Below are 17,524 nucleotides of genomic sequence, written 5' to 3' on the forward strand. Positions count from 1 at the left end.
CCGTTCGCCTGCCGTCTGGCCTGTCAGGACGACTTTTCCAGTATTTGTAACTGCTGCGATGAACCCTGAACACGTGGCAGAGTGTGGCCACAGGATAATGCGCTCTGAGTTTCCCGATTAACGAGAATTGTTCAGGGAGTCTGACATCAAGAGCGCTGTAGCCTTTTTTAATATTTCGTTTTCCATTTCAATGCGTTGTACCTTCTTCTTGAGCTCACGTATTTCGATTTGTTCCGGGGTTATGGGAGAGGCTTTTGGCGTTTTCCCCTGTCGCTCATCACGCAGTTGTTTTACCCATTTCGTCATCGTAGAAAAACCGACGTCCATGACTTTTGCTGCTTGCGCGGCGGTGTAATTTTGGTCGACAACCAGTTGAGCGGATTCGCGTTTGAATTCAGGACTAAAATTTCTTCTTTTCATTGGTGCACCCGTGTTGTTCTGAAGTGAGCATATCACCTCTGTTCAGGTGGCCAAATTCAGTGTGCCACTACAAAGAAGCAGCGACGCTATGGGCAACTTTTTCATCGCCATCGCGGTTATGCGTTCTTCCTAACATAATTTCAGGCTACCATAGCCTGGAGAAATCATTGAAAAGGGCCAGACCTATTAGCAGCACCGGCAAAATCAAGCTGATACGGTAACTAAAGTCCTGCACTCGCTCGGACACCGGCCCTCCTTTGAGCTTTTCTATCGCCAGGAAAAGCAAATGGCCACCATCTAACACCGGTAACGGGAACAGATTGATAATCCCCAAATTGACGCTTATCAGCGTCAGAAACATCAGGTAGTAAATCAAACCCTATTCCGCTGAGATCCCTGCGCCCTGGGCGATGGAAATCGGCCCGTTTAGATTGTTCAGCTTAACATCCCCGGTTACCAATTTACCTAACATACTGATTGTAAGCCGCATCAGCTGCCAGGTTTTTTCGCCGGCCAGGGCCAGGGCTGGTAGCGGACCGTACTGCCGAACAGTTTTGTACTCCGCCGGCAGCGGGATAATCTTCAGCACAACGCCCGCGAACCCCTCTACTTCCTCCTTGCCCACCCCGGGTTACTGTCGGGTTGCAGGGTGATATCCCTGGCCTCGCCGTGTCGATCAATACCCGTACGCGGGTCACAAACAACTGCCATGCGGTGACCGGTTGACCATCGACTTTAACGATCCTGTCGCCGGCTTGCAAACCGGCTTTCATCGCCGCCGAGCTCGGCTGGACTTCGGCAAGCACCGGTTCGGTGCGCTGCCCCAGTGGAATAATACCCAGCGCCACGATCGCATCCTGTTTGTTCGGCTCAAACTGCCAGTCGCGCAAATCCAGCGTTTTCCGCTCAGCGCTTTGGGAGCCAAACAGGGCGACGCCGAGGGTGGTTTCACCGTCGCCAATCTTGTCGATGAGCTGCAGACGAACCGAATCCCAATCAGGCGTTTCGGTACCGTCAACCGACTTAAGTTCCATGCCGGGAGAGATTTCGGCCTGAGCCGCGATAGAATGCGGGGCCACTTCGCCGATCACCGGCCGATAGCTCGGCACGCCGAATAAGAAACACCAGCCAGTAGGCAAAAATAGCGAAAAGGAAGTTAAATACCGGTCCGGCTGCGCTGATCGCGGCACGTTGCCAGACGGTTTTGTGGTTGAACGCTTCATGACGACGTTCGGGCGCGACGGTGTCTACCCACTCATCCAGCATTTTAACATAGCCACCCAGGGGAATAGCGGCGATAACATATTCCGTGCCGTGTTTATCGCGCCGACGCCACAGCACGCGCCCGAACATGTAAGCGCCGGAATCCACGCCCCACACCAGCACGATGACATACAATAGCCACCAGGCGCCGGTGAAGTGATTAATATCATAATAATGGTGCTGACGCAGCGCCAGCATGCCCCAGAAGAAGGGCAAAATGGTCAGGATGCCGAACGCCAGCCGCAGCGGTCGGAATTCACGCCACAGAGTGGCGTGAGCGGGGGTAGCACAACACCAGCAGCAGCGCCACCAGCCAACAGGCCAGGGCGGCCCACAGGGCATATTGCGCCTGCCAGACGGCCACAAACGGCCGGTAGGCCGGCACGGTGAGCATCATCAGCGCCAGCAGCAGGCTGCAGTGAATGGCCAGCCAGATGCGCTGGCTTGCGCGAGGCCAATCCCGCAAGCTGGTCCCATTCCCAGGCGCTGAGCATGCACACCCCGAGGGTGACCAGGGCAAAGCCGACCGGCGGCAACAAAAACAGTGCGGCGATAACGATGGGTATCAGGATCAAGGCAGTAATCAGGCGATACTTCAGCAAAAATCTCCCCTAGGATGCGTTGGCATCATTAGGTGTTGTTCTACCGAAGCGCCGCTCGCGTTGAGCAAAAGCATTCAGCGCACCTTTAAAAACAGCGTCGTCAAAATCCGGCCATAACACGTCGGTAAAAAACAGCTCTGCATAGGCAATCTGCCACAGCAAAAAATTACTGATGCGATGTTCCCCTCCAGTGCGGATAACGAGATCCACCGGGGCCAGCTCGTTCATGCAGACTACCTGGCACAAGGCGTCCTCATCTATCTGGTCAGGTCGCAAAATACCCTCTTGCACCCGGGCGGCAAGTTGTCGTACTCCATGAATGATATCCCAACGTCCACCATAATTCGCGGCAATATTCAGGGTCAACCCGTCATTATTGCAGGTCAGCGCCTCGGAGCGGCGGATCCGCTCCTGCAAACGCATGCCGAAGCGCGAGGTGTCGCCGATGATCCGCAGCCGGACGTTATGCTTGTGCAGGCTTTTCACTTCGCTATCCAGCGCCCGGACAAACAGCTCCATCAGCGCGGACACTTCCTGGCTGGGTCGGTTCCAGTTTTCGCTACTGAACGCATACAGCGTCAACGCGTCGAAATGGTGGCTGACGGCAAAGCTTACCGCGCGGCGGACCGACTTGACGCCGGCCTGGTGACCGAAGATACGTAATTTCCCCCGGTTTTTAGCCCAGCGACCGTTGCCATCCATAATAATAGCCACATGGCGTGGTGAGGAGGAAGGCAACGCTTTTGGCTCTTGCTGATTTTCGGACGACATCACGCTTACGTATTTCCTCACTGAGAATACCACGGTCTTACCGGAAAAAAGGGCCCCGAACGCGCAAAAAAGCCGTGTGCATACACGGCCTGTAACTGGTTTTACCCGCCTGGCCTTCATCGACGGGATAAGTGGTGCAGACTATATCATTTTGCCGGTCAACGAACAAATCAGCCATCGCGTCGCCCCGGCGCCTCACAGTCCAAAATGAATAACGCTCTGGCGGGCCTTTTCCCGCGCCTGGCTGTCGATGGCCAGCACCTCTTCCACGCTGTCCGGTTCAGGCAGATTGATCTGTTCCAGCACCCGCCGATTCACGGCGGCGATATCGGTAAAACGAATATCGCCGTGCAGAAACGCCGCCACCGCGATTTCATTGGCGGCATTGAGCGTGGTCGTCGCCGCCTGCCCCTGCTGGCTGGCGGCGACAGCCAGTTGCAGGCAGGGATAACGTGCGGCGTCCGGCTGCGCAAAGCTCAGCGTGCCGAGGCGTAAAAAATCCAGCGGCGCGACGCCGGACGGCACCCGTTCGGGGTACGCCATCGAGTGAGCGATGGGCGTGCGCATATCGGGGGATCCCAATTGCGCCAGCACGCTGCCGTCGGTGTAGCGCACCATGGAGTGAATGATGGACTGGGGATGCAGCAGCACTTCCATCTGCTCTGCCGCGGCATTGAACAACCAGCGCGCTTCGATATATTCCAGACCTTTGTTCATCATGGTGGCGGAGTCCACCGAAATCTTGCGGCCCATCGACCAATTAGGATGCGCGCAGGCCTGCTTCGGCGTCATCGTGGCCAGCGCCGTCAGCGGCGTCTGGCGAAAGGGGCCGCCGGAGCCCGTCAACAGGATACGCGACACCCCATGTTCCGCCAGGGAAGCGTAACCCAACCCATGCTGAAGTGGTTCAGGTAAACTCTGAAAAATCGCGTTGTGTTCGCTGTCCACCGGCAGTAGCCGGGCATGATGGCGACGCGCTTCGTTCATGAACAGCCGGCCGCAGGTGACGAGCGACTCTTTATTGGCCAGTAAAACCCGCTTGCCGGCGCGCAGCGCCGCCAGCGTTGCGGCGAGCCCGGCGGCGCCAACAATCGCAGCCATCACCGTATCCACCTCATCCAGCGCGGCGAGCTCACAGGCCGCCTGCGCACCCGACAGTACGGCGGTGGCGACGCCCGCCGCGGCCAGATTAGCTTTGAGCGCCCGCGCCGCGGCGTCATCAGCCATACAAGCGTAGGCGGGACGGAAAGCCAGGCACTGCTCGGTCATCAAGGCAACGTTATTGCCGGCCACCAGCGCGCGCACGGTGTATTGATCGGGATTGTGCTTTACCACCGCCAGCGTACTGCTGCCAATGGAGCCGGTACTGCCCAGAATCGTCAAATGCCGCATGAAGTTACTTTTTATACCACGTCGGAATATGAAGGAAACGTTTAGTCTGAAACGATGGCGCTGTTTTGTCTATGGCGTTTTCATTTCACCGGGGGATTAAATTTCCATTAATTCCGCTTCTTTTTCCGCCAGGGCGCTATCAATCTTTTTGATCTAGGCGTCGGTCAACTTCTGGATCTCGTCCTGGGAACGACGTTCTTCATCTTCACCGATGGTTTTGTCTTTCAACAGCGCCTTCACCTTGTCGTTGGCATCGCGGCGGACATTGCGCACCGATACCCTGCCCTGTTCCGCCTCGGCGCGCACGACCTTTATCAGGTCACGGCGGCGCTCTTCGGTCAGCGGCGGCAGCGGTACGCGAATCACCGTGCCGGCGGAAGACGGATTGAGCCCCAGATCGGAAGCTATGATGGCCTTTTCCACCGCCGGTGCCAGCGTGCGGTCAAAGACGGTGATGGCCAAGGTACGGAAATCCTCGGCAATAATATTGGCCAGCTGGCGCAGCGGCGTCAGCGAGCCGTAATAGTCGATCTGAATACCGTCAAGCAGGCTCGGGGAAGCGCGGCCCGTACGGACTTTGCTGATGTGGCTTTTGAACGCGTCGACGCATTTTTCCATGCGAATCTCGGCATCTTTACGGATTTTATTAATCACGTTGCGAACCCTTGAGACTTGGTTATCCGGGCGGACCGTGGCCGTTGGTTGCCAGGCCCCGTTATGCATTACTTGGTAATCAAGGTGCCTTCTTTATCACTCATGACCACCCGCCGTAGCGCGCCAGGCTTGTTCATATTAAACACGCGTATCGGCAGGTTGTGATCCCGCGCCAGAGTGAAGGCCGCCAGATCCATGACTTTCAATTCTTTCTCCAGTACATCCCCTGATAGCGCAGCTGATCGTAAAATGTAGCATCCGGATGTTTTACCGGATCGGCGGAAAAGACGCCATCCACTTTTGTCGCTTTCAGCACGGCTTCGGCTTTGATTTCAATGCCGGGCAGACAGGCAGCGGAATCGGTGGTGAAGAAGGGATTGCCGGTACCGGCGGCGAAAATCACGACGCGGTTATTGTGCAACAGACTGATGGCTTCCGCCCAGCTGTAATTATCGCAGACGCCGTTCAGCGGAATCGCCGACATCAGGCAGGCGTTAACATAGGCGCGCTGCAATGCGTCGCGCATCGCCAGACCGTTCATCACGGTCGCCAACATTCCCATATGATCGCCCACCACGCGGTTCATACCGGCCTTCGCCAGCCCCGCACCGCGGAACAAGTTGCCGCCGCCGATGACCACGCCCACCTGAATACCCAGCTCCACCAGTTCTTTCACTTCCTGGGCTATGCGGTCCAGCACGCTGGCGTCGATACCGAAACCGTCGGCGCCCTGCAGGGCTTCACCGCTCAATTTAAGCAGGATACGCTGGTAAATGGGTTTTGCGTTGGTTGCCATTTGATCTGTTCCTTGAGAGCGATTTGATGGAATAAAATTGACCTGGTGCCGCGCCCGGCTGATGAGTGCGGCACACGTCGTCTGACATTATTCCGGCTCATTAAAGCGGAACCGCCTCTGCTGGCAGTTCCGAACAACTTAATTAAAACTGCTTACCCATCGCGGTCACTTCGGCGGCGAAATCGACTTCAGCTTTCTCAATGCCTTTGCCCACTTCAAAACGGATGAAGTTGTTGATTTTGGCACCGTGTTCGCCCAGCAGCTGACCAATAGTCTTGCTCGAATCCATCACAACGTGCTGAGCGGTCAGAGAAATTTCGCCGGTGAACTTGCGCATACGGCCTTCCACCATCTTCTCAGCGATTTCACGCGGTTTGCCGGACTGCATAGCGATGTCGAGCTGGATTTGATGCTCTCGGGCAACTACGTCGGCCGGGACATCATCCGCATTGACGTATTCCGGTTTGCTGGCGGCAATGTGCATGGCGACGTGCTTTACCAGTTCCTCGTCGGCGCCGGCGGCGGAAACCATGACGCCAATGCGCGCGCCGTGCAGGTAAGAACCGAGCACGTCCTCTTCCAGAACGCCGAGGCGGCGGATATTGATGTTTTCACCAATTTTGGCTACCAGCGCGGTGCGCTGTTCTTCAAATTTGGCCTTCAGCGCTTCGACGTCGGTGATGCGTTCGTTCAGCGCGGCGGTGATGACCTCGTCGCCAAAGGCTTTGAAGCCGCCGTCTTTGGCAACGAAATCGGTTTCACAGTTCGGCTCGATGATGACACCGTATTTGCCGTCTTGGGAGATTTTGGTCAGAATGACGTCTTCTGCCGCGACGCGGCCCGCTTTCTTGGCGGCTTGCCCTGGTCGGACTTACGCATATTGTCGATAGCCAGTTCGATATCGCCCTGAGCTTCAACCAGCGCTTTTTTGCATTTTATCATGCCTGCGCCGGTACGTTCGCGCAGTTCTTTAACCAGGGCGGCGGTAATATCAGGCATTATCTTTTCCTTGTAGTGGTCAACTAAAGCTGGCCACCGCGTTAGAGTTTTTCCAGTATCTATTTTCTGATTCGTTTGGTGGCAACCCACCGTTATATTTATGCGGCCTGAGTGCGCTGTAATATCTTACGATATAGTCGGTAATTTCATGAGCTGCTTCGCTGAAGCTTATGTAGCCCGTTACCGGTATCCACTCGTTTTCAGACTTCTGGAGAAGCGCTCCATCGGACTGTTATCCCAACAGTTACCCCGTCGACTCATGCTTTGTTTGATCCGGTAACGCCACAGCAACTGTCGGAACTGCCTGCTCGTATAGTGGCTACCCTGATCGCTGTGGAACATCACTTCGGCTGGTTTACCACGCGTTTCCCATGCCATTTCCAGTGCTTTGATGGTCAGTCTGCTGTCCGGGGAGAACGACATAGCCCAGCCCACCGCTTTCCTCGCGAACAGATGCAAGAACAACCGCAAGGTATCCCCAGCGTTTCCCGGTCCAGATATACGCCACATCGCCGCACCATAGCTGGTTTGGCTCCGTTACAGTGAACTGGCGCTCAAGATAATTCGGTATTTCAACGTGTTCATTGCCGCCGCGTTTGTATTTGTGAGCCGGTAGCTGGCAGCTGGCGATACCCAGCTCTTTCATGAGCCTGCCTGCGAGCCAGCGTTCCATCCGGAAGCCTTTCTGGGTTGCCATGGTGGCGATACTTCTCGCGCCAGCTGCACCATGGCTGATACTGTGCAGTTCATGAACCTGACTGCGCAATACCTCTCGCCTACCGTCTGGCCTGTCAGGACGACTTTCCCAGTACTTGTAACTGCTGCGATGAACTCTGAACATGTGGCAGAGTGTGGCCACAGGATAATGCGCTCTGAGTTTCCCGATTAACGAGAACTGTTCAGGGAGTCTGACATCAAGAGCGCTGTAGCCTTTTTTAATATTTCGTTTTCCATTTCAATGCATTGTACCTTCTTCTTGAGCTTATGTATTTCGATTTGTTTCGGGGTTATGGGAGAGACTTTTGGCGTTTTCCCCTGTCGCTCATCACGCAGTTGTTTTACCCATTTCGTCATCGTAGAAAGGCCGACGTCCATGGCTTTTACTGCTTGCGCGGCGGTGTAATTTTGGTCGACAACCAGTTGAGCGGATTCGCGTTTGAATTCAGGACTAAAATTTCTTCTTTTCATTGGTGCACCCGTATTGTTCTGAGGTGAGCATATCACCTCTATTCAGGTGGCCAAATTCATTGTGCCACTACAAATTCGGTCTCACGTCGTTGATTTATAACACCAATCTTAATACCGCGATGACGGCCATTAAAAAGCTGAAGTTCGGCGAAACCTACATCAACAGAGAAAACTTTGAGGTGATGCAGGGTTTTCACGCCGGCTGGCGCAAATCAGGGATTGGCGGCGCTGACGGCCGCCATGGCCTGGAAGAGTATTTACCAACGTTCCACATCGTGGCGTCAGACCTTTTTGCTCGCCATGGTCGGTGATGGCGTGCCGCGATGACTTTTTGTGCGGCGGCAAAGCAGGTAGAGAGCGGCGACAACTGATACCGCGGTAAGCGCATACAGACCCCCCCATGGTACTGCCGGTCTTTTGCTCCAGGTAACCAAGTACGGCAGGGGCAAAAAAACCACTCAGATTACCGATCGAATTGATGAGTGCAATCCCGGGAGCAACAATACTGACCAGCAATGAGCCCAGCGGAATCGGCCAGAAAAACGTGGCGCTGGTTTTGGAGCCAATTCAGGCGATGCACGTGGCAATAAAGCCAGGGGATCACGGTCAGCAGACCGATACCAAATTCGCTAAAGCCCCGAGTGAATAATCTGCGGTGACCAAAAGACCAGCGTATTTGATTAACGTTCAGAAACGATAGCCGACACCGAACAGCAGTGAGTTTCGTGTTAGGGTTTGCTCGCCATGGTTGAAGCGGCTGGCTTCATAGCCCAGGTCGATGACCATATTTTCAACCAGGTTGATTTGTGCACCTGCGCCATAGGCAGGAGGAGTTTTCTTTAGCTCAGAGCGGCTATGATTTGTCGCCGTCGCATCGCCGGTCTTGAAAGGTGATTGTCTGAAATGAGATGAATAATCATCGTAATTTATACCAATAACGCCATAAACAGAAACGTAGTCATTAAAACGCCAGACGGGCCCAGGCGTGAGCGAAACCCCGCTGTAGCGATAGCGTAGATCATTTTGAACTTTATTGGCGGCGGCCCAGCTACTGCAGGCGTTGGCGGTCATATAGCTCAGCGAGCCGATGAGGCCGAGTGGTTCGCTTCATTCATAGCGATATTTAATATTGAACCCGTCCAGCCGGTCATCGTTCGACCTTCTGCCATCAGTATTGTTTGTTATATTATTGAGCGTGTAACCGACGCTGAGACTATGGTTATCGGCCAACGCTTTGATGGGTAGCAATAGGGTAAAGGCGATAATAGAAAACGGTGTTTTCATGAATTAATCTCTTATAAATAATTTTTTAAATTAGGCGCCGACAGATGACTAGGGTGGCGAGTGGCTAATCTATTTTACAAGATCAAGGTAAATATTGATTAAATAACAAAGATGGCTGCCGGGAGAAATTAACTAGAAACGATACAGCCTAGAAGCGGAAAGGCTCGTCTCTTAAAAATGATATTATTACCTTGGACTGGAATTAAAATAATAACTAAGTTCAAGGCCAAAATAAGAAACTGAATAAGAATTGGGAAAGGAATTAAAAATAGTTTGTCAATATGAAAAAGGAGTAGACTTAATGCAACGCCCAACATATGAAGCTCAAAGCCAAGGCGTCAGTCTTCGTCGAAACCGGCGTTAAATAGCTCAATCACCGCCGCCAGCGCCGTGACCTCGTCAGGCCCGGTGGCCTCGGCCTCGATCATCCGCCCTTTGGCGGAATCCAGCATCAGCAAACCGATAACGCTGCTGGCCTCCGCCTCGATACCGCTGTCGTTACGCAGCATCACTTCGGCATCGAAGCTTTGTACCAGTTCAAATAGCTTCATTGCCGGCCGGGTATGCATACCCAGACGGTTTTTAATCTCTACCGTTTGTTTGACAGTCATGATTTGCGCTTTTCCAGAGTGCGGTGGCGGGACTGGACATTCTTGCCGTGAGAGCGAAAATAGTCCGCCAGCTGTTCGGCGATATATACCGAACGGTGTTTGCCGCCGGTACAGCCTATCGCCACCGTGAGATAACTGCGGTTATTGGTTTCAAGCATCGGCAGCCACAGATCCAGATAGCTGCGGGTCTGATAGATAAAATTATGGACTTCGGTATGGCGATCCAGAAACGCGGCCACGGAGTGATCCAGGCCGGTCATCGGTCTGAGCTTGGGATCCCAGTGCGGATTGGGCAGAAAACGCACGTCGAATACGTAGTCGGCGTCGATGGGGATGCCGTGCTTGTAGCCAAAGGATTCAAACACCATGGTCAGTTCCCGTTCGCGCTTGCCCAGCAGGCGTGTACGCAGCATTTCGGCCAGTTCATGCACCGACATCTCCGAGGTGTCGATCACCAGATCGACGCGTGAGCGCAGCGGCTCAAGCAACGAGTCCTCTTCATCTATGGCGCTTTCCAGCGACAGGTTGCGGGTGGAAAGCGGATGCAGCCGCCGGGTGTCGCTATAGCGGCGGATAAGGGTATTGCGATCGGCGTCCAGAAACAGCAACTGCGGGGCAAAGGCCTGCGGCAGGTTATCCATAACCTGTTCAAAAATTTCCGGCGATTCGGGCATATTGCGCACGTCAATGCTCACCGCGGCGGAGATATTACTCGCCGCCAGCGTGCTGGCCAACTGCGGCAGCAACACCACCGGCAGGTTATCAACGCAGTAAAAGCCCATGTCCTCCAGCGCGCGCAGCGCAACGGATTTACCTGAACCTGATCGACCGCTGACTATCATCAGCACCATGACGATACACCCTTTTGCCTTGCTTATTCATCCCCTGGCGATGCGGCCATGCCTTGCCCAACCTATCCCGCTTTCAGGACGGCGCCGCGGCGTTAATCGCCGTTTTCCGTTTCGGTCATGATCTAATACAGCTCCTCATCGCTTTGCGCGCCGCGCAAACGGCGGCAGACGGTTTTATCCGCCAACCGCTTGGCCACAAGCAAAAGGGTGTGCAAATGAACTTTGCACTGTTCTGCCGGCACCAGCAGCGCGAACAGCAGGTCCACGGGCTGATTATCGATGGCATCAAACGCGATGGGTTGTTCGAGCCGGATAAAGGCCCCGACCGCGCACAGCGTGTCTTCTTCCAGCTTACCGTGCGGAATGGCGATGCCGTTGCCGATACCGGTACTGCCCATGCGCTCGCGCGTCAATACGGCGTCAAACACCACTTGCGGCGCCAGGTTAAGTTGTTTCGCCGCCAGTTTGCTGATAATTTCCAGAGCTCTTTTCCTGCTCTGGCAGTGGACGTCGCTGCGGGTACATTTAATATTTAACACTGAATCGATTTGCATTGCTGTATCGTTAGTCATTTCGGGTCACTTAGGCGCTGGTTAACCTTTAAGACTCATCAGCCCGTTACCGTAGGGATAACGAGCTGATGTGAGGTTTAGGTGGCGTTGTTGGCTACGGTTAAATTAATATTGTTTCAGCTTTTCTTTATGCTTGTTCAACTGCCGCGTGAGCTTATCGATTAATAAATCGATGGCGGCGTACATATCATCCGCTTCCGCAGTCGCGTGCAGCTCACCACCGTTGAGATGCACCGTCATTTCGGCAATCTTCTGAACTTCCTCGACCTTCAGGACAATATAGACTTGATTGATGCGATCGAAGAACCGTTCCAGCTTCAAGAATTTAGTTGTTACAAATTTCCGTAAGGCGTCGGTGATGACAACATGCTGTCCGGTAATGTTCAGCTGCATAGTGTCTTCCTTCTCTGTAGAGGTCAAACCAATTGTTTTCGCTGGTTCGACGGCGGGATGGATAAAGGCTCTCGGTACTTCGCTACGGTACGCCGCGCCACCATGATACCCTGCTCGGAAAGCAGGTCGGCGCGCTTACTGTCGCTAAGAGGCTTTGCCGGGTTTTCCGCAGCGATTAATTTTTTCACCAGCGCGCGGATAGCCGTGAAGGACGCTTCGCCCCCCCCCTTCGGTATTGACGTGGCTGGAGAAAAAATATTTCAATTTAAAGATGCCGCGCGGACTGTGCAGATATTTCTGGGTGGTGACGCGCTAAATCGTGGACTCATGCATATCCACCGCCTGGGCGATATCTGCCAGCACCATTGGCCGCATGACTCTTCCCCCTGTTCAAAGAACGCCATCTGACGCTCGACGATACGGCCCGTCACCTTCAACAGCGTTTCATTGCGGCTTTCCAGACTTTTAATCAGCCAGCGCGCCTCCTGCAAATGGCTGCGAATAAACTGACCCTCCGCATCGTTACGGGTGTTGCTGCCCAGGGCCGCGTACTGCTGATTAATGCGCAGCGCGGGAATGCTGTCGGTATTGAGCTCCACCACCCAGCAGCGGTTTTGCAGTTTGCGCACCAGCACGTCGGGAATCACATACTGCGATTCGCCGGTATTGATGAACTGCCCCGGGCGCGGATCCAGCGACTGAATCAGCGCCATGGCCGGTTTCAGGACATCCTCTTTCAGCTTAGTCGAACGTAGCAGGGTGCGGAAATCATGGCTGCCCAGCAGACTGAGATAATCACTGACGATGAGCCGCGCCTCGTTGAGATAAGGCAGATCGGCCGCAAATTGCGAGAGCTGAATCGGCAGGCAGTCGTGCAAATCCCGCGCCGCCACGCCGACCGGATCGAAGCGCTGGATGCGTTTTAGTACCGCTTCCACCTCGTCCAGGGTGACGTTTTCGTCGCCGATGCTGTCGAGCATATCGTCCAGCGGCACCGTCAGATAGCCGGTGTCATCCACGGCGTCGACGATGGAGGTGGCAATCGCTCCATCAGTATCGGAAAAGGGAGTAAGCTCTACCTGCCACATGAGGTAGTTTTGCAGGGTCTGGGTGGTTTCACCCTGATAGACGGGCAATTCTTCGTCGCGATAGTTGGTACCGGTGCCGGAGGGTGTCCCGGCGGAGTATATCTCGTCCCAGGTGGCGTCCAGCGGCAGCTCTTCCGGCATGTCCTTTTGTTCCATCGCCTCGCGGGTGTCGAGTGACTCGCTGTCGTGCGCGTCGACCTCGTCATGCAAATCGGCCTGTTCAAGCAAGGGGTTACTTTCCAGCGCCGTCTGAATTTCCTGCTGGAGTTCAAGCGTGGACAATTGCAACAGACGGATGGCCTGTTGCAACTGCGGGGTCATGGCTAACTGCTGACTCAGCCTGAGTTGTAAACCTTGCTTCATAAAATGCGTCAACTATCCTCACGAACCACGGCGGTAACGCCACCTTATCAGAGGCGGAACTCTTCGCCCAGATAAACCCGTTTGACCTGCTCGTCGAGCATGACGTCGGCCGGGGAGCCGTGGGCGATGAGCTTGCCCTGGCTGACGATATAGGCTCGTTCGCACACGTCGAGTGTCTCACGCACGTTGTGGTCGGTGATAAGCACGCCAAGGCCGCTGTCGCGCAAATGTTCGATGATTTTTTTGATATCGATGACGGAAATCGGATCGACGCCGGCAAAAGGTTCGTCAAGCAGGATAAATTTGGGGTTGGCGGCGAGCGCCCGCGCGATCTCTACCCGGCGTCGTTCACCGCCGGACAGCGACTGGCCGAGGTTGTCGCGCAAATGGCTGATATGGAACTCTTCCATCAGCTCTTTCGCGCGGTCGTTACGCTGTTCACGGGTGAGATCCTGGCGAATTTGCAGCACCGCCATCAGATTGTCGAACACGCTCAGGCGGCGGAAGATCGAGGCTTCCTGCGGCAGATAGCCGATTCCGCGGCGGGCGCGGGTATGCAGCGGCAGGAGGCTAATATCGTCATCATCGATGACAATCCGGCCGGCGTCGCGGGGGATGATGCCCACCACCATATAAAACGTGGTGGTTTTGCCCGCCCCGTTAGGCCCCAGCAATCCCACAATCTCGCGAGAGCTTACCTTCAGGCTGACGTCTTCCACCACGCGGCGTCCTTTATAGGCTTTAGCCAAATTTTCTGCGATTAATGTTGCCATGGATTTTATACCCGATTATTTGGCTGATTTCGCCGGCGCTTTGGCGCCGCTTTTATCCTGCAGCTGCGCCGGTACCAGCACGGTGGTGACCCGTTTGCCTTTATCGCTGAACGCCTCCATCTGCTGTTTCTTGACCAGATAGGTAATGCGATCGCCTTTCACGTTGCTGTCCAACTGCTCCAGATAAGCATTGCCCGTCAGAATCACCAGATCGTTGGCGGTTTCGTAACGCACCTTCTGCGAATGACCGCGCACCGGCTTGCCGTCGTCCTGCAGTTGATAGAAAGTGACCTGATTACCGTAGCCTTCAACGACTTCGTTACCGTCCTTACCGTCGGGGCGGGTGATGACGACCTTATCGGCGCGAATATCAATTGAACCGCGCTTGACCACGACCTCACCGGTGAGGGTCACGGTATTAGTCGCCATATCCACCACCTGCTGCGCGGAGTCGATATGAATCGGTTGCTGATTGTCGCTGGTCAGCGCCAGCGCCTGCGCGCTGGCCAGCATTAAGCCGCCGGCCAGAAGCAGGCTAGGGCGTACGTTGTGAATTCTGGATTTCATAAGAAGTCTTAACCTTTTCAATCAACTCGGCGGTCTTGTTGCGCAGATTGCCGCGCATCTTCATGCCGGTGGAGTTAAAGCCGGTACCATATAAGGTTACCTCATCATCCGAGGAGACGTCCTGCGTGACCAGGTTAACCACCGCGTTATCTGTTGTTATGCGTTTAAGCTGCGAGGCGTCGGTCAGGCTGTCCACCTGAACATGGCCATACAGGTAAAGCATCCTGTCCTGGGTCAGCTTGGCCTTATCGGCTTTCACCGTCCAGGTCGGCACTTTGCTTTCATCGAACGTGGTGGCGACTGGCCGGGTGAACCAGGTGATCTGTTGCTCGGCGAAATGATCCACGTGATCGGCCACCAGCTTGTAATTAAGCCCCCCTGCCGGGTTATACACCACGGTTGTGGTATATTCACTCTGATAGGTGGGCTCGCCGGCGTTCACCGGCGTCTGGGCCGCCGCCGTGTCGGTGTCCGCCAAGTTCCAGCCGATAAGCACCAATACCAATAATCCCAGCAGCGCCGTGGTCCAACGCGTTGTCTTGCTCATACCGACTGCCCTTTGGCATCCTCCGGCTTTCCCCTGCGCCAGCAGCAGCAGGTCGCAGACTTCCCGCACCGCAACCGCCGGCGGTGCGGGTAACGCAATCGGCCCTGGGCCGCAATAGCGGGTGCGCGTCCGCCACTGCCACGCTCAGGCCGACCTGGTCCATGCATCGGGGCATCAATCAGGTCGTCGCTCACGTAGGCGACCTGTTCCGCTGTTAACTTTAGTTTACTCAGAAGCGCTCTAAAGGCCAAAGTCTTATCCGATTGCCCCTGGTAAAGATGCGTAATGCCTAGCGTGGCACAACGGTCCTCCAGCAGCCTGGCGGTGCGGCCGGTAATAATAGCGACCTCAATGCCCGATGTGATCAGGCAGCGAATGCCGTAGCCATCGCGGACATTAAACGCTTTGAGTTCATCACCGTGATTGCTTATATAAATCAGACCGTTGGACATGACGCTGTCCACATCGCAAATCAGTAGACGAATAGTCCGGGTGCTTGCCAGCACCTGCTGCGCTACCGGCCCGTAGCATATCATGCATATGCACCACGCCTAATAGATGGTCGTCCTGCGCTACCAGTAGCGAAGTAATGTTGCGCGCCTGCATAAGATTCAGCGCTTCCACCGCCAGCGTATCGGGCGCGACGCGTACGCCCCCCCCGGCGTCATGACGTCGGGGATACACTCCTCTTTGAGGTCAATGCCCATATCAAACACCCGCCGCAGATCGCCATCGGTAAAAATGCCGACGATGACGTTTTGCGCATCGCAAATCACCGTCATGTCCAGGTTTTTGCGGGTAATCTCCAGCAGCGCGTCGCACAGCGAGGCTGTGCGGGCGGTCAGCGGCATTTCGTCGCCGCTGTGCATAATATCGCTTACGCGCAGCAGCAGTTTGCGTCTTAATGCGCCGCCGGGATGGGACAAGGCAAAATCCTCGGCGGTAAAGCCCCGCGCCCGCAGGAGCGCCACCGCCAGCGCGTCGCCCATGACCAGCGCGGTGGTAGTGGTGGCGGTCGGCGCCAAGCCCAGTGGGCAGGTTTCTTCCGGCACATGCACGTACAAATAGATTTCCGCCGCTTTCCCCATGGTACTTTCCGGTTCGCCGGTCAGGCAGATGAGGGGGATGTGCAGACGTTATAAGCACAGGAATCAGCGCCAAGATCTCGTGGGATTCGCCGGAATTCGACAGCGCGATAACGATATCCTGCGGCGACACCATACCCAGGTCACCATGGCTGGCCTCGCCAGGATGGACAAAAAACGCCGGCGTACCGGTACTGGCGAAAGTGGCGGCCAGCTTGCGGCCGATATGGCCGGATTTGCCCATGCCCACCACCACCACTTTGCCGGTGCAGCGAAACAGCGCTTCGCAGGCGCGGCGGAAATCGTCATTAATATATTGATCCAGCTGCGCCGGACCCGCTCGCTCAATAGCGGGAACTTCCTTGCCGGCGCCGTTTGCGCAGGCACAGGGCGGCGAGGATAACGCTCGCCGCCGGCATGACCCAATAATCGCGGGCAAAGGCATTGGGATTAAACGGGCTGGGAGAGAGCAGCGCAGGAACGCCCAGCACAATCAATAACGCTATTAAAGATATTGGAGCCAATAACATTCCTCAGGGCAATATCATTTTCTCCCTTAAGCGCCCCGCCAATAGGCGTCGCCAGCACCGTCAGGCCGACGACCAAATCGCTCAGGCCAAAATAGCGCGCCCGCCCGCTGGCATTATTAATCACCATCCGCGCCGAGATAGGCATAATAATAAACGCCAGCACCAGCCACAGGACGGCGACGGTATTATTGCCGTCCTGCGGCAGCTCCGCCAGCTGTTCGCGGGTCAGCGTGTCGCTGCCCTCGCGCAGCGCCAGCCGGGAGATGGTCACGATAATCAGCAGGTAGCCCGCCGCCGCAAAGTAGCAGGACGCCGTCCAGCCTGCCCAGACTATGGTCCGCCAGCAGCAAGCCGCACAACAGGGTAATAAGCAGCAGCGGCAACTCGCGCCGCACGATATCAAAGCGGAAGGTGACCGGGCGGATAAGCGCCGCGCCGCCGACGATCAGCATGATGTTGGTAATGTTGGAACCCAGGATATTGCCAACCGCCATATCGATCTGATGGTTAAGGGAAGGGCTGCGGTAACGGATACCAGTAATTCCGGCAGTGAAGTGCCGAAGGAGACGATTATGCAGCCGATGAGCCAGGGCGTAACGCGGAGCGAGCGGCTCAACACGGCCGCACTATAGACCAATCTGTCCGCGCCATAAACCAATAATGAATAATAACCTGGCAAAAAGCATGATAGATCTTTGGCTTGAGAAAAAACCTGTTCCGTTGACGCATCATAGCCATAAAAGGAAGACCAAAGGCGGACAATAAACGCAAACTG

At 55.2% G+C, this 17,524-nt stretch carries 12 protein-coding genes and 12 pseudogenes; 1 reads left to right on the plus strand and 23 read right to left on the minus strand.

What is annotated here, in order from left to right; translation table 11 throughout:
• The 9 genes and pseudogenes from ACTBDU_RS07525 to ACTBDU_RS07565 form a co-directional block, all read right to left on the minus strand.
• Positions 1-420: pseudogene (locus ACTBDU_RS07525) on the minus strand (transposase); the annotation flags it as partial.
• Positions 421-565: 145 nt separating this feature from the next.
• A pseudogene (gene rseP, locus ACTBDU_RS07530) lies at positions 566-1,770 on the minus strand (sigma E protease regulator RseP); the annotation flags it as partial.
• Positions 1,744-2,285, minus strand: a pseudogene (locus ACTBDU_RS07535) (phosphatidate cytidylyltransferase); the annotation flags it as partial. The pseudogenes rseP and ACTBDU_RS07535, both read right to left, overlap by 27 nt.
• A 9-nt stretch (positions 2,286-2,294) precedes the next feature.
• Positions 2,295-3,056 (minus strand): (2E,6E)-farnesyl-diphosphate-specific ditrans,polycis-undecaprenyl-diphosphate synthase, encoded by a 762-nt coding sequence (gene ispU, locus ACTBDU_RS07540; RefSeq protein WP_438806080.1) that lies wholly within the window; start codon positions 3,054-3,056, stop codon positions 2,295-2,297.
• Positions 3,057-3,251: 195 nt separating this feature from the next.
• A complete protein-coding gene (gene ispC / locus ACTBDU_RS07545; RefSeq protein WP_438806053.1) occupies positions 3,252-4,448 on the minus strand; it encodes a 1-deoxy-D-xylulose-5-phosphate reductoisomerase in 1,197 nt (398 codons plus the stop codon).
• Between the two features lie 153 nt (positions 4,449-4,601).
• Positions 4,602-5,102, minus strand: coding sequence for a ribosome recycling factor (frr, locus tag ACTBDU_RS07550; protein WP_438806054.1), 501 nt, complete (start codon positions 5,100-5,102; stop codon positions 4,602-4,604).
• A gap of 68 nt (positions 5,103-5,170) precedes the next feature.
• A pseudogene (pyrH, locus tag ACTBDU_RS07555) lies at positions 5,171-5,898 on the minus strand (UMP kinase).
• Between the two features lie 142 nt (positions 5,899-6,040).
• Positions 6,041-6,897: pseudogene (gene tsf / locus ACTBDU_RS07560) on the minus strand (translation elongation factor Ts).
• 19 nt (positions 6,898-6,916) lie between these two features.
• A pseudogene (locus ACTBDU_RS07565) lies at positions 6,917-8,085 on the minus strand (IS3 family transposase).
• 71 nt (positions 8,086-8,156) lie between these two features.
• On the opposite strand from ACTBDU_RS07565, the pseudogene ACTBDU_RS07570 reads away from it, so the two are divergent.
• A pseudogene (locus tag ACTBDU_RS07570) lies at positions 8,157-8,396 on the plus strand (aldehyde dehydrogenase family protein); the annotation flags it as partial.
• On the opposite strand, the pseudogene ACTBDU_RS07575 reads toward ACTBDU_RS07570, so the two are convergent.
• The 14 genes and pseudogenes from ACTBDU_RS07575 to ACTBDU_RS07640 all read right to left on the minus strand — a co-directional run.
• Positions 8,367-8,759, minus strand: a pseudogene (locus tag ACTBDU_RS07575) (MFS transporter); the annotation flags it as partial. The pseudogenes ACTBDU_RS07570 and ACTBDU_RS07575 overlap by 30 nt on opposite strands.
• Before the next feature lie 13 nt (positions 8,760-8,772).
• Positions 8,773-9,174 carry an Ail/Lom family outer membrane beta-barrel protein gene (locus ACTBDU_RS07580; RefSeq protein WP_438806081.1) on the minus strand — a complete coding sequence of 134 codons (402 nt, stop codon included), beginning with the start codon at positions 9,172-9,174 and terminating at the stop codon, positions 8,773-8,775.
• An 18-nt stretch (positions 9,175-9,192) separates the two neighbouring features.
• A complete protein-coding gene (locus ACTBDU_RS07585) occupies positions 9,193-9,369 on the minus strand; it encodes a hypothetical protein (protein ID WP_438806055.1) in 177 nt (58 codons plus the stop codon).
• A gap of 338 nt (positions 9,370-9,707) precedes the next feature.
• Complete coding sequence (npr, locus tag ACTBDU_RS07590; protein ID WP_438806056.1) at positions 9,708-9,980, minus strand: PTS phosphocarrier protein NPr; 273 nt, start codon at positions 9,978-9,980, stop codon at positions 9,708-9,710.
• Positions 9,977-10,831 (minus strand): RNase adapter RapZ, encoded by an 855-nt coding sequence (rapZ, locus tag ACTBDU_RS07595; RefSeq protein ID WP_438806057.1) that lies wholly within the window; start codon positions 10,829-10,831, stop codon positions 9,977-9,979. The genes npr and rapZ overlap by 4 nt, the downstream gene beginning before the upstream one ends.
• Before the next feature lie 122 nt (positions 10,832-10,953).
• Positions 10,954-11,403 (minus strand): PTS IIA-like nitrogen regulatory protein PtsN, encoded by a 450-nt coding sequence (ptsN, locus tag ACTBDU_RS07600; RefSeq protein ID WP_438806058.1) that lies wholly within the window; start codon positions 11,401-11,403, stop codon positions 10,954-10,956.
• A gap of 105 nt (positions 11,404-11,508) precedes the next feature.
• On the minus strand, positions 11,509-11,796 hold the full coding sequence (gene hpf, locus ACTBDU_RS07605; protein ID WP_438806059.1) for a ribosome hibernation promoting factor: 288 nt from the start codon (positions 11,794-11,796) through the stop codon (positions 11,509-11,511).
• Positions 11,797-11,819: 23 nt separating this feature from the next.
• Positions 11,820-13,247, minus strand: a pseudogene (rpoN, locus tag ACTBDU_RS07610) (RNA polymerase factor sigma-54).
• Positions 13,248-13,294: 47 nt separating this feature from the next.
• Positions 13,295-14,020 (minus strand): LPS export ABC transporter ATP-binding protein, encoded by a 726-nt coding sequence (gene lptB / locus ACTBDU_RS07615; protein WP_438806060.1) that lies wholly within the window; start codon positions 14,018-14,020, stop codon positions 13,295-13,297.
• Between the two features lie 15 nt (positions 14,021-14,035).
• Positions 14,036-14,587 (minus strand): lipopolysaccharide ABC transporter substrate-binding protein LptA, encoded by a 552-nt coding sequence (gene lptA / locus ACTBDU_RS07620; protein WP_438806061.1) that lies wholly within the window; start codon positions 14,585-14,587, stop codon positions 14,036-14,038.
• Positions 14,556-15,134: an LPS export ABC transporter periplasmic protein LptC gene (gene lptC / locus ACTBDU_RS07625; RefSeq protein ID WP_438806062.1), complete on the minus strand. Its 579-nt coding sequence runs from the start codon at positions 15,132-15,134 to the stop codon at positions 14,556-14,558. Before lptC ends, lptA begins: the two co-directional genes overlap by 32 nt.
• Positions 15,131-15,670, minus strand: a pseudogene (kdsC, locus tag ACTBDU_RS07630) (3-deoxy-manno-octulosonate-8-phosphatase KdsC). Before kdsC ends, lptC begins: the two are co-directional and overlap by 4 nt.
• Positions 15,651-16,646, minus strand: a pseudogene (kdsD, locus tag ACTBDU_RS07635) (arabinose-5-phosphate isomerase KdsD); the annotation flags it as partial. The pseudogenes kdsD and kdsC, both read right to left, overlap by 20 nt.
• Positions 16,579-17,428: pseudogene (locus ACTBDU_RS07640) on the minus strand (calcium/sodium antiporter); the annotation flags it as partial. The pseudogenes kdsD and ACTBDU_RS07640, both read right to left, overlap by 68 nt.
• Between the last annotated feature and the right edge of the window lie 96 nt (positions 17,429-17,524).

Source organism: Sodalis sp. (in: enterobacteria) (assembly GCF_051710625.1).
In the GTDB taxonomy this organism is placed as follows: Bacteria; Pseudomonadota; Gammaproteobacteria; order Enterobacterales; family Enterobacteriaceae; genus JBPESN01.